Source organism: Rhodococcus sp. 06-221-2 (genome assembly GCF_002258365.1).
Classification (GTDB): Bacteria; Actinomycetota; Actinomycetes; order Mycobacteriales; family Mycobacteriaceae; genus Rhodococcoides; species Rhodococcoides fascians.
In genome coordinates, this window is the sequence record NZ_NOYJ01000004.1 from 292,303 (window position 1) to 315,837 (window position 23,535).

Here is a 23,535-nt window from a genome sequence, read left to right on the forward strand (position 1 = left end):
ATGCCACGCAAGGGCCCAGCACCCAAGCGGCCGCTGATCAACGACCCGGTCTACGGATCGCCGTTGGTCACGCAGCTCGTCAACAAGATCCTTCTCGACGGCAAGAAGTCGACCGCAGAGCGCATCGTCTACCAGGCGCTCGAGCAGGCTCGCGAGAAGACCGGCACCGACCCCGTCGTCACGCTCAAGCGTGCACTCGACAACGTCAAGCCGGCCCTCGAGGTTCGCAGCCGACGCGTCGGCGGTGCCACCTACCAGGTGCCCGTCGAGGTTCGTCCCGGCCGCTCCACCACGCTGGCACTGCGCTGGCTGGTCACGTTCTCGCGCGCTCGTCGTGAGAAGACCATGGTCGAGCGTCTGGCGAACGAGTTGCTCGACGCCAGCAACGGCCTCGGTGCCGCTGTGAAGCGCCGCGAAGACACTCACAAGATGGCCGAAGCCAACAAGGCGTTCGCCCACTACCGCTGGTGATCTCCTCGCTCGGGCGGTGTTCGGAACTTTCCGATGCCGCCGGAGCGTTGATCAGCTCAGGCAATACCTCTTCCAACACCAAGGCGGGTTAACTCGTGGCACAGGACGTGCTGACCGACCTCAACAAGGTCCGCAACATCGGCATCATGGCCCACATCGATGCCGGCAAGACCACCACTACCGAACGCATCCTCTTCTACACCGGTATCTCCTACAAGATCGGTGAAGTTCACGATGGCGCAGCCACCATGGACTGGATGGAGCAGGAGCAGGAGCGTGGCATCACGATCACCTCTGCTGCCACGACGTGCTTCTGGAACGACAACCAGATCAACATCATCGACACCCCCGGTCACGTCGACTTCACCGTCGAGGTGGAGCGCTCGCTCCGCGTCCTCGACGGCGCTGTCGCAGTGTTCGACGGCAAAGAAGGTGTCGAGCCGCAGTCCGAGCAGGTGTGGCGTCAGGCCGACAAGTACGACGTGCCGCGTATCTGCTTCGTCAACAAGATGGACAAGCTCGGCGCGGACTTCTACTACACCGTGCAGACCATCATCGATCGTCTCGGTGCCAAGCCGCTGGTCATCCAGCTGCCCATCGGTGCAGAGAACGAGTTCGAGGGCGTCATCGACCTCGTGCAGATGAAGGCTCTCGTGTGGAGTGGCGAGACCAAGCTCGGCGAGAAGTACGAGATCCAGGAGATCCCGGAAAACCTCAAGGAGCGCGCAGACGAGTACCGCACGCAGCTGCTCGAGACCGTGGCCGAGTCCGACGAAGCGCTTCTGGAGAAGCACTTCGGCGGCGAAGAGCTCACGATCGACGAGATCAAGGGCGCCATCCGCAAGATGACGGTCAACAGCGAGCTGTACCCGATCCTGTGTGGATCCGCGTTCAAGAACAAGGGCGTTCAGCCCATGCTCGACGCGGTCATCGACTACCTCCCGTCTCCCCTCGACGTTGCCGAGACCATCGGACACGCCGTCGGCGACGAGGAGAAGGAGATCACTCGCAAGCCGTCCGCAGACGAGCCGTTCGCGGCTCTCGCGTTCAAGATCGCGACGCACCCCTTCTTCGGCAAGCTGACCTACGTCCGGGTGTACTCGGGCAAGGTCGACTCCGGCGCCCAGGTCATCAACTCGACCAAGGGCAAGAAGGAGCGTCTGGGCAAGCTGTTCCAGATGCACTCCAACAAGGAGAACGCGATCGCCACCGCGTCTGCCGGTCACATCTACGCCGTCATCGGCCTCAAGGACACCACGACGGGTGACACGCTCTGCGATCCGCAGAACCAGATCATCCTCGAGTCCATGAGCTTCCCGGACCCGGTCATCCAGGTCTCGATCGAGCCCAAGACCAAGTCCGACCAGGAGAAGCTGGGAACAGCCATCCAGAAGCTCGCCGAAGAGGACCCCACGTTCTCGGTGAAGCTGGACGAGGACACCGGCCAGACCGTCATCGGCGGCATGGGCGAGCTCCACCTCGACATCCTCGTCGACCGTATGCGTCGCGAGTTCAAGGTCGAGGCCAACGTCGGCAAGCCGCAGGTTGCGTACCGCGAGACCATCCGCAAGACAGTCGAGAAGCACGACTACACGCACAAGAAGCAGACCGGTGGCTCCGGCCAGTTCGCGAAGGTCATCATCAAGCTCGAGCCTTTCGAGGGCGAAGACGGCGCGACGTACGAGTTCGAGAACAAGGTCAGCGGTGGTCGTGTGCCCAGGGAGTACATCCCCTCGGTCGACGCCGGTGCACAGGACGCCATGCAGTACGGTGTTCTCGCCGGATACCCGCTGGTCAACGTCAAGGTCACACTGCTCGACGGTGCGTACCACGACGTCGACTCGTCGGAGATGGCCTTCAAGGTCGCCGGCTCACAAGCGTTCAAGGAAGCCGCCCGTAAGGCCAGCCCCGTCATCCTCGAACCCGTCATGGCCGTCGAGGTCATCACGCCCGAGGATTACATGGGTGAGGTCATCGGCGACCTGAACTCCCGCCGTGGTCAGATCCAGGCCATGGAGGAACGCAGCGGTGCCCGTATCGTCAAGGCACTGGTTCCGCTGTCGGAGATGTTCGGCTACATCGGAGACCTTCGGTCGAAGACGCAGGGCCGCGCTAACTACTCCATGGTCTTCGATTCGTACGCAGAAGTTCCCGCGAACGTAGCGAAGGAAATCATCGCGAAGGTCAACGGAGAGTAATTCTCTTCGTTTGCTGGACCACGCTCGACCTGTAATAAGTAACAACACATACGCGTGCGTGCCCCGTCGGGGCCCGCACAGATCAGTCCAGGAGGACACACAGTGGCGAAGGCGAAGTTCGATCGGACGAAGCCGCACGTCAACATCGGCACCATCGGTCACGTTGACCACGGTAAGACGACGCTGACGGCTGCAATCACCAAGGTTCTGCACGACAAGTTCCCGGACCTGAACGAGGCCTCGGCTTTCGATCAGATCGACAAGGCTCCGGAGGAGAAGGCTCGTGGTATCACGATCAACATCTCCCACGTCGAGTACCAGACCGACAAGCGCCACTACGCGCACGTCGATGCACCGGGTCACGCCGACTACATCAAGAACATGATCACCGGCGCGGCACAGATGGACGGCGCAATCCTGGTCGTGGCAGCTACCGATGGCCCGATGCCGCAGACCCGCGAGCACGTGCTCCTGGCCCGCCAGGTCGGCGTGCCGTACATCCTGGTCGCACTGAACAAGGCCGACATGGTCGACGACGACGAGATCATCGAGCTCGTCGAGATGGAGGTCCGCGAGCTCCTCGCTTCGCAGGAGTTCGACGAGGACGCACCGGTCATCAAGGTCTCCGCACTCAAGGCACTCGAGGGTGACGAGAAGTGGGGCGAGTCGGTTCTGGAGCTCATGCAGGCCGTCGACGACTCGGTTCCGGACCCCGTCCGTGAGACCGACAAGCCGTTCCTCATGCCCGTCGAGGACGTCTTCACCATCACCGGTCGTGGCACCGTGGTCACCGGACGTATCGAGCGCGGCTCGGTCAACGTCAACGAAGAGGTCGAGATCGTCGGCATCCGCCCCGGCTCGACCAAGACCACCGTCACCGGCATCGAAATGTTCCGCAAGCTGCTCGACTCGGGTCAGGCAGGCGACAACGTCGGCCTCCTCGTTCGTGGCATCAAGCGCGAAGACGTCGAGCGTGGACAGGTCATCATCAAGCCCGGCACCACGACTCCCCACACGGAGTTCGAGGGCAACGCCTACATCCTCTCGAAGGACGAGGGCGGCCGCCACACGCCGTTCTTCAACAACTACCGCCCGCAGTTCTACTTCCGTACCACGGACGTTACGGGCGTCGTGACCCTTCCCGAGGGCACCGAGATGGTCATGCCCGGTGACAACACCGAGATGTCCGTCACGCTGATCCAGCCGGTCGCCATGGACGTCGGCCTGCGTTTCGCAATCCGTGAGGGCGGTCGTACCGTCGGAGCCGGTCGCGTCACGAAGATCATCAAGTGATCTAGCTTCACCCAGCTCTACGACAGCGGCACCCACCTTCTGGTGGGTGCCGCTTTTGCGTGTGCACGCGACCTCCTCAATGTGCGGCCTCCCTTGTGTGGCCCTCCCGTTGGACGGCCCTCCCGTTGGGATCAATGTGGGTTTCAGTCGCTCAGACTGCAACAAAGTCGCATTGATCCGGCGGGTAGAGGGGAGTACACGACCGAAAAATGGGACGCATCGGACGCGGCTGTCCCGTAACGTCGCTGCGGTGCTACTGACCGTGACTGCAAATGCCACAACCGATTTCCCGGACGCCTCCGATATCGGGTATTTGTTGCACAAGCACCCCGATCGCGTGCAGAGCTGGAACCTGCCGATGGGTGCCACCACGGTGCTGTATCCCGAGGTCTCGGCTGAGTGCACCACCGTCGCCGTTCTCGCCGATGCCGACGCCGCCTCCGCATTGGCGGTAGCGCTGTCTCGCCTGTTCAAGCAGACGCTGGCAGGCGTCTGTACCACAAGACCCGAATTGGTCTCTGCGGCAATCGATCTGAGCGTCACGATGCCGGCCGCGCCGTCTCGCGGTGCGCCAGATCTTGCGCCTCGACTGTTCGGACCCCTCGGATGGAATGTCGAGGCCACCCCGATACCACTGGATTCGACGCAGCCGAACTGGGGCGACTCCGAATACGTGGATCTGGTACTCACCGGCACCTTCACCCTGTCGGCTGCGCTGCGGCACCTGTACGTACTGCTGCCAGTGCTCGACGACACCAAGCACTACTGGGTCGGTGAGGACGAGGCGGACAAACTCGTTCGGGCAGCAGGGGATTGGCTCGGTGATCATCCGGAGTCGGCGCTGATCGCCTCCCGATATCTGGCGCACCGTCGGGAGCTCGTCGAGTCCGCACTGGATCGTCTGGTCCCGGATGCCCCCGAAGAGGTTGTCATCCCACGGGATCCGACATTGGCCGAGCACCGAGTACATGCGGTGCTGGCTGCACTCGGTGATGCCGGTGCGAAGTCGGTCATCGACATGGGGTGCGGCGAGGGTCGCCTGTTGCGTGAGTTGCTTGCGCACAACACAATCGAGCGGATACTCGGTGCCGACGTGAGTGATCGTGCGCTGGCGAAGGCGCAGCGCAGGCTCCGGCTCGACGAGATGTCGGATCGGCAGCGTGGACGCATCGAACTGCTCCAGTCGTCGGCGACCTATCGCGACGTGCGGTTGCAGGGATTCGACGCGATGGTGCTCATGGAGGTCATCGAGCACATCGACCTCGAACGCCTTCCGGCGTTGGTGCGCTCGGTCTTTCGAGAGGCCCGTCCGGGGTCGGTGCTCGTCACCACGCCGAACTCGGAATACAACGTGCTGTACCCGGGCCTCGACGCCGGGGCCTTTCGGCACGTCGATCACCGATTCGAGTTCACCCGTGCCCAATTCGAGCAGTGGGCAACGTCGGTGGCGGACGCACACGCCTACACCGTTCGCTTCGACCGCATCGGACCCGTCGACGACGTGCTCGGCAGCCCTACCCAGATCGCGCTATTCACCAGAGAGGAGCAGTCCCAGTGAGTACCTACGAGATTCCGGACCTGTCCCTCGTCGTCCTCGTCGGCATCAGTGGATCGGGGAAGTCCTCCTTCGCTGCAGACCGGTTCGGTCCGTACGAAACCGTGTCGAGTGATGCCTGTCGAGGGATGGTCAGCAACGACCCCAACCTGCAGAGCGCCACGAAGGACGCGTTCGCGCTCCTGGAATTTCTCGTCGCAACCAGGCTGCGGGCCGGTCTGCTCACCGTCGTCGACGCCACGAATGTCCAACCGGCGGCTCGCAAGGCCCTGATCGCATTGGCCCGTGAGCACGATGTCCTGCCGGTTGCCGTGGTGCTCGACGTGCCGGAACCGGTCTGTGCACAGCGCAACGCCGAACGCGCCGACAGGACGTTCGGCCGAGATGTGCTGCGCCGCCAGCAGTCCCAGTTGCAGCGCTCGATGCGAGGGCTGTACAAAGAAGGCTTTCGCTCGGTTCATGTCCTCGACGGCGTCGACGCGGTGGCGTCGGCGACGTTCGTTCGTACCCCGCTGCGGAGCGACCGACGGGAGCTTTCCGGGCCGTTCGATGTGATCGGCGACATTCACGGATGTCTGTCGGAGCTCGAAAGCCTTCTCACAACACTGGGTTACACGCTCGAGCGCGACGCAGACGGTAAGGCAGTCGGTGCAACGCCGCCGGAGGGTCGAACTGCGGTGTTCGTCGGAGACTACGTCGATCGTGGGCCGGATTCGGTCGGCGTGCTGCGGCTCGTGATGGGGATGGTGGCAGAGGGTTCAGCACTGGCAGTTCCGGGCAACCACGAAAACAAGCTCGTCAAGGCGCTGCGCGGGCGGAAGGTCACTGCCTCACACGGTTTGGCCGAGACACTCGAGCAGCTCGACGGCGAGACCGACGAGTTCCGCCGCGAGGTGCTCGAATTCTGTGATGGTCTCGTCGCCCACCTGGTGCTCGACGGCGGAAAACTCGTCGTTGCGCACGCGGGGTTGATCGAGAAGTACCAGAACCGGGCGTCGGGCCGAGTACGCAGTTTCGCCCTGTACGGCGACACCACCGGAGAGACCGACGAATTCGGCCTGCCGGTGCGGTATCCGTGGGCTCAGGACTATCGCGGGTCGGCGACGGTGCTGTACGGGCACACTCCGGTGCCGGAGGTGCAGTGGGAGAACAACACTGCGTGTCTGGACACGGGGTGTGTCTTCGGCGGCAAGTTGACGGCACTGCGGTATCCGGAGCGGGAGGTTGTCTCGGTGCCGGCGGAGCAGGTCTGGTACGAGCCGACCCGGCCGCTGGGTGGGTTCGTTCGGGAGTCGTCCTCGCTGGATCTGTCGGACGTCATCGGACCGACCGGAGTGGAGACTGCGCTGCGTGGGCGTGTGTCGATTCGGCCGGAGAATGCCGCGGGCGCATTGGAAGTGATGAGCCGGTTCGCCTTGGCTCCGCAGTGGCTGCACTACCTTCCGCCGACCATGGCACCGAGTCGTACCTCGGAACGAGAGGGTTATCTCGAGTACCCGACGGAGGCATTCGACGCGTATCGGGCGCTCGGTGCGTCGACGGTGATCTGCGAGGAGAAGCACATGGGTTCGCGGGTGGTCGTCGTGGTGTGCCGCGATGCCGACACCGCTCGGGCGAAGTTCGACGCTCCCGACGGTGTCCTCGGCATCGCGTACACGCGGACCGGTCGGCCGGTGTTCGACGAGACCGTGACCGGGGTGCTGATCGCTGGGGTGGCCGACGCTCTGGAGGGGGCCGGCGTGTGGGACGAATTGTCCTCGCACTGGCTGGTTCTCGACTGCGAACTGATGCCCTGGTCTGCCAAGGCGGAGGGCCTGATCAAGTCCGAGTATGCGGCACCTGCTGCCGTGTCCCGGGCGAATCTCGAGGCCGAAGAGTCGGTGCTCGCTCGGGCGGCCTCGCGCGGCCTGGCCGTGTCCGAACTGCAGGAACGGAACGTGAGTCGGCAGCGCAACCTCGCCGAGTTCACTGCTGCGTATCGGCGGTACAGCTGGCCGACGGATGGACTGGCAGGCGTCAGCCTCGCCCCGTTCCAGCTGTTGGCCTCCGACGCAGGCACGTATGCGGACCGCCCGCACGAATGGCACCTTGCACTGGCCGATCGACTGGTGGCCACTGCGCCGAAGCTGTTCACGACGACACGTCGAATCGAGGTCGATCTGGCATCGTCGGATTCGGTTGCGGCAGGGGAGAGATGGTGGGAGGAGTTGACGGCACAGGGCGGTGAGGGAATGGTCGTCAAACCGGCGGCCAACATGCCGCGCGGAAAGATGCAGCCCGGCATGAAGGTTCGTGGCCGGGAGTACCTGCGGCTGATCTACGGTGCGGATTACACCGACCCGAATCGACTCACTGCACTGCGTAACCGAAACGTAGGACACAAGCAGTCGATGGCGCTGCGCGAATATGCGTTGGGAATGGAGGCACTGGACAGATCGATTCGCGGTGAGCCGCTCTTTTCCATCCACCAGGCCGTGTTCGCGGTACTGGCACTGGAATCGGAGCCGGTGGACCCGCGATTGTAGGTGCCTGCGGCAGTGGTGTGGATATGCGCCATCTGGGGCACATATCCACACCACTGCGGCGAAGCCGCACTCAGGCCCGCGGCGATGAAAACGGAGTGATTCCGGCACCGATCGGTGCTGCGATTGCGGCGGTCACCGCTATGGATGCCCAGAAGGTGGTCGAGTCCAGCATCACGCCTCCGGCAAGTCCGCAGACCGCGACCACGATGCCGCATCCGATCAGCAGTGCTGATCCAACAGCGGCGTGGAGCAGGCCGGTTCGATCGGGGGTGCGACGGGCGTTGAGCCAGATCATCGTCCCGGTCGTCGCGAACACCAGGGGGACGTAGAAGTAGAGGGAACTGTCACCGAGTTTCGATGCGAACGCGGCAATCACCAGTACCGCTCCGAATGCCACCGGGACAGAGAGGGGCATTCCGCCGGACCATCGCTCGAATCTGCTACGCGTCGATGCCGTCATGGATCCACCGTAACGTGACGTCAGGTCCGTTTGTCGATGTGCAGTTGGACGCGTGTCGCCACATTCGCGCCGCCCAGAGACCGTGCCACGAACGCAGCGCGAGACTCGGCTTCGGCAATGAAGCCGACTACGTCGAAATCGGCTGCAGCATAGACCGATACGGTGATGGTGGGCATACCTCGGTCGTCGATGGCAGTTCCCCTGGCCCGTCTGACGCCAGGGAACTGCGCCAACTCCGCGGCCACGCCCGACGCGATCGCACTCAGGTCCACATGCGCCGAGAAGTGTGGCTCCTCGATAACGCTCGCCGTTCCGGTCGTGCGTGGTGAGAAGTTGCCGATCAACAACACCAGCGCCGCGACGACGGCCACCGCGACGACGATTGCCAGAGTCGGTACCCACCAACCCTGCTGCGGCAGTTCGGCAATACGAGCACGCTCGAAGCGAGAGAGCGTCTCCCGTGCCCACGGAACGTCGTAGTGCCACGCCAGTGCGAAGCCGCCACCGGCGAGGAGAGTGGCTCCCGCGATGACGGCAACGAGTCGATCCACCCCTGCGACAAAGGTTTTCACTACGACACCCGTGTCGGTTGCGACACCGAGTGCTGCACCGTCAGACGCCGCCCACCCGCGGCGACGGACAGTAACGGACCGAGGGCAGCGCGCACGGCAGCGTCGGCACTGTCCGGAGAAACAGCTCGATCTCGCTGCACCCGGACCTCGATCTTCCTGCGTGTGACGACGGTATGCGCGTCCACGACTCCGCGAGTGGACTGCGCTGCAGCACTGCACAATCGAGCGATGTCGGTCGGTGTGGCCCAGACGGTGGGCGCCGGACCGCCCAATCCCGAATGAGTTCTCGTCCGAGGTTTGACGCCCGCGAAGACGAAGAGTGCACCGACGACGATCGATCCGACGGCGGGAGCGATCATCCACCCCTGCCAGTGCAGTTGCGAAACCCAGTGCACGGCATCGGCAATCCATGGACTGCCGACGATGTGTCCTTGAGCGATGAAGAATTCGCGGCCGGCTACGAACGCCACGGCGAGGAGGGCGAACCCGAACACCAGCGCCACCGGCATCGCCGCGGGACCGGCCGTGGGTGGTCGAGGTGAAACCAACGCAGCAGCAACATTATCGGCGGCAACGTCGGGCCCGCGCGCCGAACGGTCCAGCGCGGTATCCGACACCAGCACGTTCACCCGATGCACGTGCACACCGGTCATCGTCGCCAGTGCGGCCTCGACGGTGCGGTGAACCGACTCGGTCACGTCGGTGATCTGCGAGGGCCAGCGCACTCCGATGTAGAGGTTGACGGAGACTGTGTCCTCTCCGAGGGTGACGTCGGCTCGGGGAAGTTCGCGGCCGGTCAAACGCGACATGCCGCCGGTGGTGCGGGTGACCCGAGGGTCCTTCGATGCCGCCGCGATGGCCGTTCTCGACAGCGCACGGTGTTTGATCTCCAGACTTCCGCGCGACTCGTCGTGGGCACTGTGGTGTTGCACTCCACAACTGTAGTGACGCGGTGCACCTCGGCCGGATCGGCGGCGCAATTCTTCCTGGCATACTGCGGTTGTGTCGGAAATCGTTCGGGTGACCACGTCGGATATTGCCTCGGCCGAGGCGTTGCTGGAGCCGGTCATGCGCCGGACGCCGGTGGTCGCGTCACGGATTCTGTCCGACCTGACCGGTCACGAGGTGCGCCTCAAATGCGAGAACCTGCAGCGCACCGGATCGTTCAAGCCGCGCGGGGCGTACAACCGCATCGCCAGGCTCGACGCCGACCAGCGAGCCCGAGGCGTGGTGGCGGCCAGCGCAGGCAACCACGCTCAAGGTGTCGCATGGGCCGCGTCGCAGGTGGGGATCACCTCGACGGTGTTCATGCCGGTCGGAGTGTCGCTGCCCAAACTCGTCGCCACCAAGGCGTACGGCGCGACGGTTCATCTGGTGGGCAATACCGTCGACGAGGCTCTGACGTCGGCACGGGAATTCGCCGACCGTACCGGTGCCACGCTCATCCACCCGTTCGATCATCTCGATATCGTGGCCGGGCAGGCGACGCTCGGAACCGAACTGCTGCAGCAGATGCCGGATGTCGGCACCATCGTGATCCCCACCGGCGGCGGGGGACTGTTGGCGGGGGTCGCTGCTGCGGTGAAGCTGACGAAACCGGACGTCAGAGTCATCGGCGTGCAGGCCGAGGGCGCGGCCGCGTGGCCGGCGTCGTTGGAGGCGGGCCACCCGATCGCGCTGACGTCGATGTCGACGATGGCCGACGGCATCGCTGTCGGTCTCCCCGGGTCGGTGCCGTTCGATCACGTGCAGGGCTGGGTCGACGATGTCGTCACCGTCAGTGAGGACGCGCTGTCCCGTGCCTTGGTGCTGTGCATCGAGCGAGCGAAGCTCATCGTCGAACCGGCGGGTGCCGCTGCGGTGGCAGCACTGATGACGCACTCGGCCGAGGAATTGGGTCTGACGGGGTCGGTGTGCGCGGTGCTGTCGGGCGGAAACATCGATCCGCTGCTGCTCACTCATGTCATCACCCACGGGCTTCGGGCCGGTGGACGTTATCTGGCCGTGCGGGTGACGATTTCGGACAAGCCCGGCGGACTCACCGGCGTCCTGGGCGTCGTGCGCGACGCCGGTGCGAGTGTCGTCGACGTCGTGCATTCCCGCACCGGGGGACGTCTGGGTCTCGAGGAAGTCGACGTCATGTTGACCGTCGAGACCCGCGGACCCGATCACCGCGGCACGGTTCTCGACGCCCTGGGCGCAGCGGGATATGCGGTGCAGGTCGAGAACTGACGGCCGGGTTCACACAGGTCGCACTGGTACCTTGATCAGCGACCTGGACCAGGACATCGGTGGGAGAAGTTTGCATGGCACGGCTCGTCGCGATCGTTTCCGCACTGGTGGGAATCCTGCTGACGATCTCGATACCGCTGTTGCCGATCGAACAACAACAGTCGTCGTTGACCTGGCCGCAGAGCGAGACCGTCGGCAATGTCGAGGCTCCGCTCGTCGGTTACACCCCGATCAGCGTCGACGCGACCGTCCCGTGTGCGGCCGCGGCTGATCTCTCCGACGGCGGCCTGTTGCTGTCCACCTCGCCCAAGGGATCGCCCGACGCCTATCGCTACGGTCTCGTCGCCGAGGTGACCGGCGGCGAGACGTCGCAACTGAAGGTGACGCTGCGCGATTCGGTCCTGCTCGAGAAGCCGGTCGCGGAACTGAGCCCATCGACTGCGGGCGACTGCTTGCTGACGATCACCTCGAACGGCACCGCGACCACTGTCGGACTGACCGGTGACGACACCGTCTCCCGTGAGGGCGACGTGCGGCCCCAGCTGGTCGGAGTGTTCAGTGATCTGCAGGGCAACGTTCCCGGTCTGCAGCTGCAGGCCGAGCTGGACAGTAGGTTTTCTTCCACGCCCAGCGCGCTGAAGTGGTTCGCGATGATCGTCGGAGTGCTCGCCACGGGAATATCGCTGGTGGCCCTGCACCGCCTCGATCTGTCCGACGGCCGTCGCGCCCGCCGGTTCCTGCCGCGTCGCTGGTGGAGCTTCGGGCCGGCCGACGCGGTGGTGATCGGGACTCTGCTGGTGTGGCACGTCATCGGCGCGAACACCTCCGACGACGGCTATCAACTGGGCATGGCACGCACGGCCGATCACGCCGGGTACATGGCCAACTACTTCCGTTACTTCGGGGTGCCCGAAACACCGTTCGGCACACCGTTGTACGACATGTTCACCCTCCTCTCGCACGTCTCGTCGGCCAGTGTGTGGATGCGGATCCCGACGCTGATCTGCGGCGTCGTCGTCTGGCTCGTCCTCAGTCGTGAGGTGATCCCGCGGTTCGGTGCCGCTGCCCGCGCGTCGAAAACTGCCTTGTGGACCGGCGGGCTGGTGATGCTGGCGTTCTGGTTGCCGTACAACAACGGTCTGCGCCCGGAGCCGTTCGTGGCTCTGGGCGTGTTGTTGACGTGGTGTTCGGTGGAGCGGTCCATCGCGACACGGCGACTGCTGCCTGCGGCAGCGGCGATTCTGATCGCCGCGTTGACGGTCACGTGCGCACCGTCGGGCTTCATCTGTTTCGCGCCACTGATTGCCGGCGCCCGGCCGGTGATTCAGATCGTCGTCGCCCGCGCCCGCGCGTTCGGCACCACGACACTCGGCGCGGTAACACTGCTCGCCCCGCTGGTGGCGTCGGGCACCGTGGTACTCGTCTTCGCGTTCGGGAATCAGACCGTGGCCGGCATGCTCGAGATGCAGCGGGTGCACACTGCGGCCGGGCCGAGCCAGGCGTGGTTCGAGGAGTACCTGCGCTACCAGTGGCTGATGAACATGGACATCGACGGCTCGCTGGCGCGTCGGTTCGGGGTGTTCGTCATGGTCGTCTCGCTGATCGCGGTGGTGATCGCGATGCTGCGCAAGGGCGGCAAGATTCCCGGCACCGCCACCGGGCCCGCTCGACGCATCGTCGGCATCACCGTCGGGGCCATGGCATTGATGATGATCACCCCCACCAAATGGACGCATCACTTCGGCGTGTTCGCCGGGCTCGCGGCCTCGGTTGCGGTGCTCGCCGCCGTGGCAACCGGCGCAGCGGTGCTCCGTTCGCGGCGCAACCGGTTGCTGTTCGCAGCGGCCGTGTCGTTCCTGACGGCGGTCGCCTTCACCGGAACCAACGGCTACTGGTACGTCTCGGCGTGGGGAGTTCCGTTCTGGGACAAGCCGATTCTGGTGGCCGGTCTCGGCATCTCGACGATGTTCCTCGGCCTGACGGTACTGCTGTTGCTCGCCGCTGTGTGGTTCCATCTGCGTGCGCCGTACGTCCGCGCCGACAAGCCGATGGCGCGATGGTGGTCGGTCCCGCCGATCGCCGTGGCCGCAGGTCTGATGGTGCTGCTGGCCGTGGCATCGATGGCCAAGGGCGCGGTGGCGCAGTGGCCGTCGTACTCGGTCGCGAAATCGAACCTGTCGGCGCTGGCCGGCAACACGTGTGGACTTGCGAACGACGTGCTGCTCGAGACGAACCCCAATGCCGATGTGCTGCAACCGGTCAGCGGCGACGCCGTCGCCGCTCTCGGGGCCGAGAACGACGGTTTCACCCTGGACGGGGTTGCGCGGGACCTCACCGCAGACAAGGAATCCTCGGCGTCGGGCACCTCGAACACCGTCGACACCGAGGATCAGCAACAGCCGACGTCGACCACCGGAGCCGGAACCGGGGGCAGTGCACTGCCGTACGGCCTCGACCCTGCGACCGTGCCGGTACTGGGGTCGTTCGGATCGGACACTCCCGCCACCCTGACCACCGGCTGGTACGCGCTGCCCGCCGACCCCGGTCAGCTCGTCTCGATCGCCGCGGCCGGACGCATCCGCTCGGTTAACTCCGACGGCATCGTCACCTACGGCCAGAACCTCGAACTCGAGTACGGAGTGGACGGCCGGGCGCAGGGGCGGGTGACGCCCATCGACATCGGCCCGACGCCGTCGTGGCGCAACCTGCGGGTGCCGATGGACCTGATTCCCGCCGGCAGCAACATGATTCGTTTGGTATTGAGTGACACCGACCGCGACCCCGACCAGTGGCTCGCGGTCACCCCGCCGCGGGTGCCGCGTACCCAGACGTTGAACGAGGTGGTCGGGCGCGAGAATCCGGTGCTGTTGGACTGGGAGGTGGGCTTCAACTTTCCGTGTCAGCATCCATTCGATCACCGACTCGGGGTTGCCGAAGTTCCGCAGTACCGGGTGTTGCCGGACCGCAGCGGTGCCGTCATCACCAACGCATGGCAGGACCATTTCGGCGGCGGCCCGCTCGGATGGATCGATGTCGTTGCCTCGGCCCGCACCATCCCGTCGTACCTGGACGGGGACTGGGATCGCGACTGGGGATCGATCGAGCAGTACACACCGTACGACCGATCGGCTGAGCCGGCGAAGATCACAGCAACCGAGATCCAGCGTTCCGGCCTGTGGACGCCCGGTCCCATCAAAACCGGTTAATCTCTACGCGTTCGGAAGTCCTTATACCGACAGTGGAAGAAACGGGGAGAGGGCCATGGCGAACGCTATAGAAGTAGAGAACCTGGTACTTCGGTACGGGAAGAACGTCGCGCTCGACGGGATCGATTTCACGGTGCCCGAGGGCACGGTACTCGGTGTGCTCGGCCCCAACGGTGCGGGCAAGACGACGGCGGTGCGGATCCTGGCCACTCTGCTGCAGGCAACGTCCGGTTCGGCGCGGGTGTTCGGGCTCGATGTAGCGAAGCAAGCCAACGAGGTTCGGGGGACGATCGGCCTGACGGGCCAGTTCGCGGCTGTCGACGAGTATCTGACCGGGTACGAGAATCTGGAGATGGTCGGCAGACTGTTCGGGCTGCGCAAGGCCGAAGCGAGGAAACGCGCCGACGAGCTGCTGAGCAGATTCGACCTCGAATATGCACGCGACCGCACCGCCAAGCAGTACTCCGGAGGTATGCGTCGCCGACTCGACATCGCGGCCAGTCTGATCGGCAGGCCACGGGTGGTGTTCCTCGACGAACCCACCACCGGTCTCGACCCGCGCAGCCGAATCACGATGTGGGAGTTCATCGCAGATCTCGTCCGTGACGGAACGACGATCCTGTTGACGACGCAGTACCTCGAGGAGGCGGACCGGCTCGCCGATTCGATCATCGTCCTCAACAAGGGCAAGATCATCGCGCGCGGCACCGCCGACGAGCTGAAGGCCCAAACGGGCGGCGAGCGAATCGAATTCGTACTCACGGACCGATCTCAGGCCGATCGCGCCAAGGAGATCCTGACCCCGATCGGCGTCGAGCCGCCCACCCTGGACGAACAGGTGGGACGGATCGTCATGCCGGTCAACGGTGGATCGAAGGATCTGTCCACGGCGTTGAGTCGTCTGGAAGCTGCGGGAATCGGGGTGGTCGACGTCGGTCTGCGACGGCCGAACCTCGACGATGTGTTCCTGTCTCTGACCGGTCAGACCACCGGCGAGCCCGAGGCTGCGGAGGAAGAGAAATGAGCAACGTTCTCCTGGATTCGGCGATCATCACCAAGCGAAACCTGATCAAGCTCAAGCGAGTTCCCGATCTGCTGTTCTTCGCAACGCTGTCACCGATCATGTTCGTGCTGTTGTTCGCCTATGTCTTCGGCAGTGCCATCGACGTACCCGGCATCGACTACAAGAGCTTCCTGATGGGCGGCATCTTCGTCCAGACGATGATTTTCGGTGCGTCCATCACCGGATCCTCACTGGCCGAGGATCTGCAGAAGGGCGTCATGGATCGCTTCCGGTCGCTGCCGATGGCGCGATCTGCCGTCGTCATCGGGCGGACGGCCGCCGACGTCGGCAACAACGTCGTCACCATCACGATCATGTCCATCACCGGACTCATCGTGGGCTGGCGCATCACGTCGTCGTTCTTCGAGGCTCTGCTCGGTTACGTGCTGTTGCTGTTGTTCGCGTACTCGATTTCGTGGGTGATGGCGCTGGTGGGACTGATCGTGCGCTCCCCGGAGATTTTCAACAACGCGTCGTTCATCGTGATCTTCCCGCTCACGTTCATCGCGAACACCTTCGTGCCGATCGACAACTTCCCGAGCGTGCTCAAGACCATCGCGGAATGGAACCCCATCTCGTCGGTGACCCTGGCGGTGCGTGAGCAGTTCGGCAACACCAATCCGATGGCCCCACCGCCCGAGGTGTGGCCGTTGCAGAACCCGGTGCTGTACACGTTGATCTGGGTCGTGGTGATGCTCGTGGTGTTCGTGCCGCTGTCGGTCCGTAAGTACCAGAAGACGATGACTGCCTGAGATTTCCGAAACGACAACACCCCCGGACGCTGAGCGACCGGGGGTGTTGTTCGAGAAAAGGCTCGAATCAGGTGTGGTACGGCTCTGCGCTGACCAGCGTGACCTTCATGGTCTTGCCGTTGGGCAGGGTGTACTCGCGGGTGTCGCCGACCTTCGCGTCGATGAGCGATCCACCCAGCGGGGACGCGGGGGAGTACACCTCGAGCTTGCTGTCGCGGGCACCCTCTTCGCGGGTGGCGATCAGGAAGGTCTCGGTGTCGGACTCGTCGCCGTCGTAGTAGACCTTGACGACGGATCCGGGCAGAGCCACGCCCGACTGGGTGGGCGCCTCGCCGACCTTCGCGTTGTTGAGCAGTTCCTGCAGCTGACGAATGCGTGCTTCCTGCTGGCCCTGCTCCTCGCGCGCAGCGTGGTAGCCGCCGTTCTCCTTCAGATCGCCCTCTTCGCGACGCTCGTTGATCTCGGCGGCGATGACGGGGCGATTGGAAATGAGCTGGTCGAGTTCGCTCTTGAGCCTGTCGTGTGATTCCTGGGTAAGCCAGGTCACCTGGGTCTCGGTCATCTCGATCACTCCCTCGTAGTCGGAATCTCGAGTTCGATTCCGGTTTCTAGGCGGTAGGGCACGCAACGAAGAGGGGACTCCAATGGATGGATCCCCTTGGTCGGCCCGCATCCTGGAGCCGTCGACATCGTTGACGCAGGTAACCCTGCCCGCAATGCAGCAATACACGGCACCTGTGCGGCAGCCGTGTACGACCCGAGCTTACCACGAACAGGCTCTTCGCCTATCGGGCTCGTAAATACTCGGGAACATCGAGGCTGCAGCCGTACACGTCTCCGACGGCGGGTGGGGACGACGTGGTCACGTCGGTGGTGAGCTCCACCGTGGTCGAGGAGGACTCCGGTGGGATGTACACCTCGCGCCGTCCCGTCTCGGAACCGTCGCGAGAACGAGCGCGGACGATGCACACCGCCGGCTGCTCCGGGTTCTCTCGGGTGACGCTGAATCGGATCGACATCGTGCTCTCGTCGACGATGTCGAACGAAAGCTGGCTGCCTTCGACGGGCTTGACCGAGAATTTCGTGTACGCGTAGTAGGCCACGCCGAGCCCGACCAGCAGGACCAGTGCCGCCAGTGCGATCTTCGTCGCACGTTTCGGAGCTTGCCGAATGCCGCTCGGACCGGAACCCGACGGGTATCTACCTGCGGGAAGTGCGTTGGTCATGTCAGCTCTCGGAGTGAAATCGGGGGTGCCGCTGGGGGCATGTCGGCGTCAGGTGGAACTATAGGGCAGGCAAGAACAAGGCGAATCCGAGGTGAGGAAGAACGTGTCCGGACTGCGGCTCATGGCAGTGCATGCCCATCCCGACGACGAGTCCAGCAAAGGTGCTGCGACCACGGCCCGCTATGCGGCCGAAGGGCACGACGTTCTGGTCGTCACGCTCACCGGCGGCGAGCGAGGGGACATCCTCAATCCGGCGATGGACATTCCGGGCGTCCACCAACGCATCCGGGAGGTTCGACGCGAGGAGATGGCCGAGGCGGCGCGCATCCTCGGGGTACAGCAGACGTGGCTCGGATTCGAGGACTCGGGACTCCCCGAGGGCGATCCGCTGCCGCCGCTGCCCGAGGGCTGTTTCGCGCTGGTGCCGTTGGAGGTGTCCACCGAGGCGTTGGTGAAGGTGGTTCGAGACTTCAAGCCCCACGTCATCACCACCTATGACGAACGCGGCGGCTACCCGCATCCCGATCACATCCGCTGCCACGAGGTCTCGATGGCCGCGTGGGAAGCCGCGGGCGATCCCGAGCGTTTCCCCGATGCGGGTGAGCCGTGGACTCCGCTCAAGCTCTACTACTCGCACGGTTTCCTGCGTAAGCGCATGCAGCTCTTCCACGACTGGTTTATCGACCGCGGCGAGGAAAGCCCGTTCGTCGACTGGCTGAAGCGGTGGGACGGTCAGCGCGACGAGATCATGGAGCGCATCACCACGCAGGTCGACGTGGGCACCTGGTTCGAGCAGCGCGACGACGCACTGCGAGCCCATGCGACGCAGATCGATCCCAACGGAGCGTTCTTCGCGGTGCCGGTGGACGTCCAACGCAAGTTGTGGCCCACCGAGGAGTTCGAGCTCGCCCGCACCCGCGTGACCACGTCACTGCCCGAGACCGACCTGTTCGCGGGAATAGAAGAGACCGAACAATGATCGTGTCGATCCTCGCCCAGCAGCCCACGGGGCCCGAGTTCGGCAAGTCGTCGCCGATCGGTCTGGTGATCCTCGTGGCGTTGCTGGTCGGAACGGCGCTGCTGATCTGGTCCATGAACAAGAAGATCAAGCGTCTGCCCGCGACGTTCGAGAAAGAAGATCCCACGCTGGATCAGGCGCTCGACGAGGGCACCGATCGTGGGGGCATCACGCCGAGCCCACAACCGGACACCAGCCGTCCGAAACCCGCTGTATCCGACAAACCCGCTGTCTCCGACAAACCAGCTGTCTCCGACGAACCCTGATGCTCGACGCGAACACGCTGGGCGAATCCACCAGTCCGTATCTGCGTCAGCACGCCGACAATCCGGTGCACTGGCAGCAGTGGGGACCGCAGGCACTGCAGTCCGCGCGTGATCGCGACGTCCCGATCCTGTTGTCCATCGGGTACTCGGCGTGCCACTGGTGTCATGTCATGGCACACGAATCGTTCGAGGACGAGGCCACCGCGGCCCTGATGAACGAGCACTTCGTATGCATCAAGGTCGATCGGGAAGAACGCCCCGACCTCGATGCGGTGTACATGAACGCCACTGTCGCGATGACCGGTCAGGGCGGTTGGCCGATGACCTGTTTCCTCACACCCGAGACCGAACCTTTCTACTGCGGGACGTACTACCCACCGGCCCCGCGCCAGGGGATGCCCTCCTTCGAACAATTACTGACCGCAATCGCCGACACCTGGTCCACCCGGCGACAGGAGGTGTTCGACGCGTCCGCGGCCATCGTCACCGAACTGCGCAAACAGAGTTCCGGTATTCCGGCCGGCGGACGACCGATGGACGCCGATTTTCTGGCCGCGTCCGTCGCGGCGGTCTGCGCCGACGAGGACACCACGTACGGCGGCTTCGGCCGGGCACCGAAGTTTCCACCGGGTGCACTGCTGGAGGGTCTGCTCCGGCACTACGAGCGCACCGGCAACGGTGAGGTGCTCGACGTGGTTCGACGTACCGCGTCGGCGATGGCGCGCGGAGGCATGTACGACCAACTTGCCGGCGGCTTCGCGCGGTATTCGGTCGACGCCGAATGGATCGTTCCGCACTTCGAGAAGATGCTCTACGACAATGCGCTGCTGCTGCGGTTCTACGCGCACGCCGCCCGGGTGGACGACGATCGGCTGGTGCGTCGGGTGGCGTCCGATACCGCGGGATTCATGCTCGGTGAATTGCGCACGGCCAACGGCTGTTTCGCGTCGGCGCTCGATGCCGACACCGAAGGAGTCGAGGGTCTGACCTACGTGTGGACGCCGGAGCAGCTGGTCGACACCCTCGGTTTCGAAGACGGTGTATGGGCTGCGGGTCTGTTCGCGGTGAATTCCGCCGGCACGTTCGAGGCCGGTATGTCGGTGCTGCAACTGCCCGCCGAGCCCGAGGACTACGACCGGTTCGCCCGCATCCGGAACGCGTTGTCGGCGGCTCGAGCGTCGCGGCCGCAACCCGGTCGAGACGACAAGGTGGTCACCGCGTGGAACGCACTGGCCATCACCGCGTTGGCAGAGGCCGGAACCGGCGCGAACGAACCGACCTGGGTCGACGCGGCCGTCGAATGCGGCGAGCAACTGTTCGCCACTCACGTCGAATCGGGACGTGTCCGGCGGGCGTCCCTCGGTAGCGCAGTGGGTGAGGCCACCGGAGTGCTCGAGGACTACGCCTGCCTCGCCGTGGCCGCTGCCACACTGTTCCAGGCCACCGGCGACGCCGTCTGGACCCGGCGGATGACGACGATCCTCGACGCTGCGATCGAACACTTCGCCGATCCCGACGACGCCGGCAGCTGGTTCGACACGGCCGACGATGCCGAGACCCTGGTGACCCGGCCGCGGGATCCGATCGACGGTGCGACTCCGTCGGGAGCGTCGACGATGGCCGAGGCGCTGCTCACCGCCGCCGCACTCGTCGATCACGAATCGTCCGCACGGTACGCCGAACTGGCCGCTGCCTCGCTCGTACGAGCGGCGGCCATCCTCGAACGCGCCCCGAGGTCGGGTGGTCACTGGCTGGCCGTGGCCGAGGCGTCGGTGCGCGGCCCGATTCAGATCGCCGTGTCGCTCGCACCGGGCGGTGAGTTGCTCGCCGCCGCGCGGTCGCTGGCACCCGGAGGTTCCGTGGTGGTCGCAGGCTCGGCCGACTCGTCTGCGCTGCTGACGGGCCGACCGCCCGTCGACGGGCAGGAAACGGCGTACGTGTGTCGCGGATTCGTGTGTGACCGGCCTGTGACGTCGGTCGAGGATCTGGCGGCGGCACTGCGGAAGTGACGTCGCCGACGCGGTGTTCCGAGCCGTCCGACGCGTCGTCAGAACAGGACGAGCCACACTGCCACGAGGTGGCAGATTGCCGCCAACACCGTTGCTGCGTGGAAGAATTCGTGATGGCCGAATGTCGTGGGCCACGGATTCGGCCACTTGGTGGCGTAGAGGATCGCCCCGACGCTGTAGAAGATGCCGCCGACCAACAGCAGCAGGAACGGTGCGAAGCCGACGTGCTCGATCAGGGTGGGAGCGACCGGCACGATGGCCCAGCCGAGCACGAGATACAGCGGTACCCCGACCCAGCGGGGAGCGGTGGGCCACAGCATCTTCAGAGCCACCCCGCAGATCGCTCCGATCCACACGACGATCAACAGAGTTCGTCCCGTCGCGGCCGGCAGACCCAGTACGGCGAACGGGGTGTAGCTACCGGCGATGAACAGGAAGATCATGGAGTGGTCGGCGCGTTTCATCCAGATCTGCGACGCGGTGGTCTTCCAGTGCACGCGGTGATAGGTGGCGCTGACGCCGAACACCCCGCACACGGTGATCGAATAGATGCCCGTCGCGATGCCTGCGCTGACCGACACCAGGCTGAACGCCATGGTGACGAGGGTGATCGCGCACACCACCGCGACGCCGAAGGCGTACAGGTGAATCCAGCCACGCATGCGTGGTTTGACGGGTATCTCGTCCAGTCCGAACATCGTCATGAAAGATGACCTCCCGTTCCGCCGTAGTGAACCTACGCAACCGTAGGTTCGGACGCTACTGTACCGGCCGCCCGCTCGAAGACGTCGGCGTAAGGTGATCCTCCGTGGTGATGAGAGCAGCGGTGACGAAGTAGTGGTGATCATTCCGCAGAAGGTGCGCGGCGTTCTCTACAACGTGTACGAGCGGCGTTTGTTGAGTCAGCTCGAGGGTGTGCAGCACCCGCGGCACGTCGCGGTGATGTGTGACGGCAACCGGCGGTGGGCACGGGAGAACGGGTTCACCGACGTCGCGCACGGCCACCGCATGGGGGCGCTCAAGATCGCCGAGATGCTCGGCTGGTGCGACGCTGCCGGAATCGAGATGGCCACCATCTATCTGCTCTCGACCGAAAACCTTCGACGGGACGCCGACGAACTCGATTCGCTGCTCGACATCATCACCGACGTCGTCGAGGAGATCTGCGGACCCGAGATGAACTGGGGCGTCAAACTCGTCGGCACTCTCGATCTGCTGCCTGCATCGACCTCACGCCGGCTCAAAGAGGCGGCTGCGCGCACCGAGGGCCGAACCGGAACGCACGTCAATGTCGCCGTCGGATACGGCGGCCGTCAGGAAATCGCCGACGCCGTGCAGTCGCTGGTCACCGAGAAAATCGCCGAGGGCATCACCGGGGACGAGTTGGTGGCCTCGATCAACGTCGACGGTATCGACAGTCACCTGTACACCTCGGGTCAACCCGATCCGGATCTCGTCATCCGCACCTCGGGAGAGCAACGCCTGTCCGGTTTCCTGCTGTGGCAGAGCGCATATTCGGAGATCTGGTTCACCGAGGCCTATTGGCCGGAATTTCGCCGCGTCGACTTCTTGCGCGCACTCCGTGATTTCGCCGCACGACACCGTCGGTTCGGTATCTGACGTGCGCGGCTGGACCGTCTGGTCATTCCGCGGGCTCCACTCCTGCTCGTAGCCTGCTACGAACTTCCACTCACGACCTGGACCTACAACTTTCGCAGGCGCAGCCGGTTGATCGCGTGGTCGTTGTCCTTGCGCAGCACCATGGTTGCTCGCGGACGAGTCGGAAGAATGTTCTCCACCAGGTTCGGCAGGTTGATCGAATGCCACAGGTCCTCGGCCGCGATCTGCGCGTGATCGTCGGACAGTCCTGCGTAGTGATGGAAATGCGAGGACGGGTCGGTGAACGAGGTCTTGCGTAGCGCCAGGAATCGTTTGACGTACCAGCTCTCGATGTCCTCGATGCGAGCGTCGACGTAGATCGAGAAGTCGAACAGATCCGAGACCATCAGCCGAGGTCCGGTCTGGAGTACGTTGAGCCCCTCCACGATCAGGATGTCGGGCTGGCGAACCATGTGGTACTGGCCTTTGACGATGTCGTACGACACGTGCGAATAGACCGGCGCGCCCACCTCTTCGGTTCCGGACTTGACCTCGGTGACGAACCTGAGCAGCTTGCGTCGGTCGTAACTTTCGGGAAAGCCCTTGCGGTGCAGGATCCCTCGGCGCATGAGCTCGGCCGTCGGATACAGGAAACCGTCCGTGGTGACGAGGTCCACGCGGGGATGGTGATCCCACCGGGCCAGGAGTGCTTGCAGCACACGGGCAGTGGTGGATTTACCGACCGCGACGCTGCCCGCTACGCCGATGACGAACGGAACCTGTCGATCGGGATGTTTCTCACCGAGGAACGTGGCCGTTGCCGCGAACAACCGCTGGCGCGCGGCCACCTGGAGATGAATCAGCCGGGCCAGCGGCAGATAGACCTCGGCCACCTCGTCCAGATCGATCTGCTCACCGAGACCGCGCAGGCCGACCAGTTCTTCCTCGGTGAGTACCAGCGGTGTGGATTGACGCAGCGTGCGCCACTGCACACGGTCGAACTCGACGTACGGACTGGACTCGCTCACGCACGCCACCTGAGCATCGGAGCTGCTGAGGATTCGGCGGTGCTCCTGTCGGGCGCGAGTCG

General features: G+C 64.5%; 20 protein-coding genes. 13 read left to right on the forward strand and 7 right to left on the reverse strand.

Going from position 1 to position 23,535, the window contains the following annotated elements; all coding sequences use genetic code 11:
- The 5 genes from rpsG to CH281_RS02530 all read left to right on the forward strand — a co-directional run bounded on the left by rpsG (position 1) and on the right by CH281_RS02530 (position 8,042).
- A complete protein-coding gene (rpsG, locus tag CH281_RS02510) occupies positions 1-471 on the forward strand; it encodes a 30S ribosomal protein S7 (protein WP_003941856.1) in 471 nt (156 codons plus the stop codon).
- Between the two features lie 95 nt (positions 472-566).
- Positions 567-2,669: an elongation factor G gene (gene fusA, locus CH281_RS02515; protein ID WP_027498159.1), complete on the forward strand. Its 2,103-nt coding sequence runs from the start codon at positions 567-569 to the stop codon at positions 2,667-2,669.
- A 102-nt stretch (positions 2,670-2,771) separates the two neighbouring features.
- The gene (tuf, locus tag CH281_RS02520) at positions 2,772-3,962 is read left to right on the forward strand and encodes an elongation factor Tu (RefSeq protein WP_032365471.1); all 1,191 of its coding nucleotides are present in this window, start codon (positions 2,772-2,774) and stop codon (positions 3,960-3,962) included.
- 262 nt (positions 3,963-4,224) lie between these two features.
- Positions 4,225-5,520, forward strand: coding sequence for a 3' terminal RNA ribose 2'-O-methyltransferase Hen1 (locus CH281_RS02525; RefSeq protein WP_256983319.1), 1,296 nt, complete (start codon positions 4,225-4,227; stop codon positions 5,518-5,520).
- Complete coding sequence (locus CH281_RS02530; protein WP_094692767.1) at positions 5,517-8,042, forward strand: polynucleotide kinase-phosphatase; 2,526 nt, start codon at positions 5,517-5,519, stop codon at positions 8,040-8,042. The genes CH281_RS02525 and CH281_RS02530 overlap by 4 nt, the downstream gene beginning before the upstream one ends.
- 70 nt (positions 8,043-8,112) lie before the next feature.
- Here the strand turns inward: CH281_RS02530 and CH281_RS02535 are convergent, their stop codons facing one another.
- The 3 genes from CH281_RS02535 to CH281_RS02545 are packed head-to-tail and all read right to left on the reverse strand — an operon-like array spanning position 8,113 to position 10,006.
- A complete protein-coding gene (locus tag CH281_RS02535) occupies positions 8,113-8,502 on the reverse strand; it encodes a hypothetical protein (RefSeq protein WP_032390551.1) in 390 nt (129 codons plus the stop codon).
- Positions 8,503-8,522: 20 nt separating this feature from the next.
- On the reverse strand, positions 8,523-9,074 hold the full coding sequence (locus CH281_RS02540) for a hypothetical protein (protein ID WP_094692769.1): 552 nt from the start codon (positions 9,072-9,074) through the stop codon (positions 8,523-8,525).
- A complete protein-coding gene (locus tag CH281_RS02545; RefSeq protein ID WP_179274085.1) occupies positions 9,074-10,006 on the reverse strand; it encodes a DUF6286 domain-containing Asp23/Gls24 family envelope stress response protein in 933 nt (310 codons plus the stop codon). The genes CH281_RS02540 and CH281_RS02545 overlap by 1 nt, the downstream gene beginning before the upstream one ends.
- Before the next feature lie 136 nt (positions 10,007-10,142).
- Between CH281_RS02545 and ilvA the strand changes: the two genes are divergently transcribed.
- From ilvA to CH281_RS02565, 4 genes are all read left to right on the forward strand, one after another.
- Complete coding sequence (ilvA, locus tag CH281_RS02550; RefSeq protein ID WP_218017706.1) at positions 10,143-11,306, forward strand: threonine ammonia-lyase; 1,164 nt, start codon at positions 10,143-10,145, stop codon at positions 11,304-11,306.
- 74 nt (positions 11,307-11,380) lie between these two features.
- Positions 11,381-14,512, forward strand: coding sequence for an arabinosyltransferase domain-containing protein (locus tag CH281_RS02555; RefSeq protein WP_032365318.1), 3,132 nt, complete (start codon positions 11,381-11,383; stop codon positions 14,510-14,512).
- Between the two features lie 55 nt (positions 14,513-14,567).
- Positions 14,568-15,536: a daunorubicin resistance protein DrrA family ABC transporter ATP-binding protein gene (locus tag CH281_RS02560; protein ID WP_027498152.1), complete on the forward strand. Its 969-nt coding sequence runs from the start codon at positions 14,568-14,570 to the stop codon at positions 15,534-15,536.
- On the forward strand, positions 15,533-16,327 hold the full coding sequence (locus tag CH281_RS02565) for an ABC transporter permease (protein ID WP_032365319.1): 795 nt from the start codon (positions 15,533-15,535) through the stop codon (positions 16,325-16,327). The genes CH281_RS02560 and CH281_RS02565 overlap by 4 nt, the downstream gene beginning before the upstream one ends.
- A 67-nt stretch (positions 16,328-16,394) precedes the next feature.
- On the opposite strand, the gene greA is transcribed toward CH281_RS02565, so the two are convergent.
- Both greA and CH281_RS02575 read right to left on the reverse strand, forming a co-directional pair.
- Positions 16,395-16,889: a transcription elongation factor GreA gene (gene greA / locus CH281_RS02570; RefSeq protein WP_027498150.1), complete on the reverse strand. Its 495-nt coding sequence runs from the start codon at positions 16,887-16,889 to the stop codon at positions 16,395-16,397.
- A gap of 223 nt (positions 16,890-17,112) precedes the next feature.
- On the reverse strand, positions 17,113-17,553 hold the full coding sequence (locus CH281_RS02575) for a DUF4307 domain-containing protein (protein WP_032365320.1): 441 nt from the start codon (positions 17,551-17,553) through the stop codon (positions 17,113-17,115).
- 103 nt (positions 17,554-17,656) lie between these two features.
- On the opposite strand from CH281_RS02575, the gene mca reads away from it, so the two are divergent.
- From mca to CH281_RS02590, 3 genes are read left to right on the forward strand one after another with little or no spacing between them, the layout of a single operon-like run.
- The gene (gene mca, locus CH281_RS02580) at positions 17,657-18,532 is read left to right on the forward strand and encodes a mycothiol conjugate amidase Mca (protein WP_027498148.1); all 876 of its coding nucleotides are present in this window, start codon (positions 17,657-17,659) and stop codon (positions 18,530-18,532) included.
- Positions 18,529-18,837 (forward strand): hypothetical protein, encoded by a 309-nt coding sequence (locus CH281_RS02585; protein ID WP_052057007.1) that lies wholly within the window; start codon positions 18,529-18,531, stop codon positions 18,835-18,837. Before mca ends, CH281_RS02585 begins: the two co-directional genes overlap by 4 nt.
- Positions 18,837-20,846 carry a thioredoxin domain-containing protein gene (locus CH281_RS02590; RefSeq protein WP_032365321.1) on the forward strand — a complete coding sequence of 670 codons (2,010 nt, stop codon included), beginning with the start codon at positions 18,837-18,839 and terminating at the stop codon, positions 20,844-20,846. The genes CH281_RS02585 and CH281_RS02590 overlap by 1 nt, the downstream gene beginning before the upstream one ends.
- Positions 20,847-20,884: 38 nt before the next feature.
- On the opposite strand, the gene trhA is transcribed toward CH281_RS02590, so the two are convergent.
- Entirely contained in the window at positions 20,885-21,550 is a 666-nt protein-coding gene (trhA, locus tag CH281_RS02595) for a PAQR family membrane homeostasis protein TrhA (protein WP_032365322.1), read from the reverse strand.
- A gap of 133 nt (positions 21,551-21,683) precedes the next feature.
- Here trhA and CH281_RS02600 point away from each other — a divergent pair, with 133 nt between their 5' ends.
- Positions 21,684-22,466, forward strand: coding sequence for an isoprenyl transferase (locus CH281_RS02600; protein WP_027498144.1), 783 nt, complete (start codon positions 21,684-21,686; stop codon positions 22,464-22,466).
- An 83-nt stretch (positions 22,467-22,549) separates the two neighbouring features.
- On the opposite strand, the gene coaA is transcribed toward CH281_RS02600, so the two are convergent.
- On the reverse strand, positions 22,550-23,482 hold the full coding sequence (gene coaA, locus CH281_RS02605) for a type I pantothenate kinase (protein WP_027498143.1): 933 nt from the start codon (positions 23,480-23,482) through the stop codon (positions 22,550-22,552).
- Between the last annotated feature and the right edge of the window lie 53 nt (positions 23,483-23,535).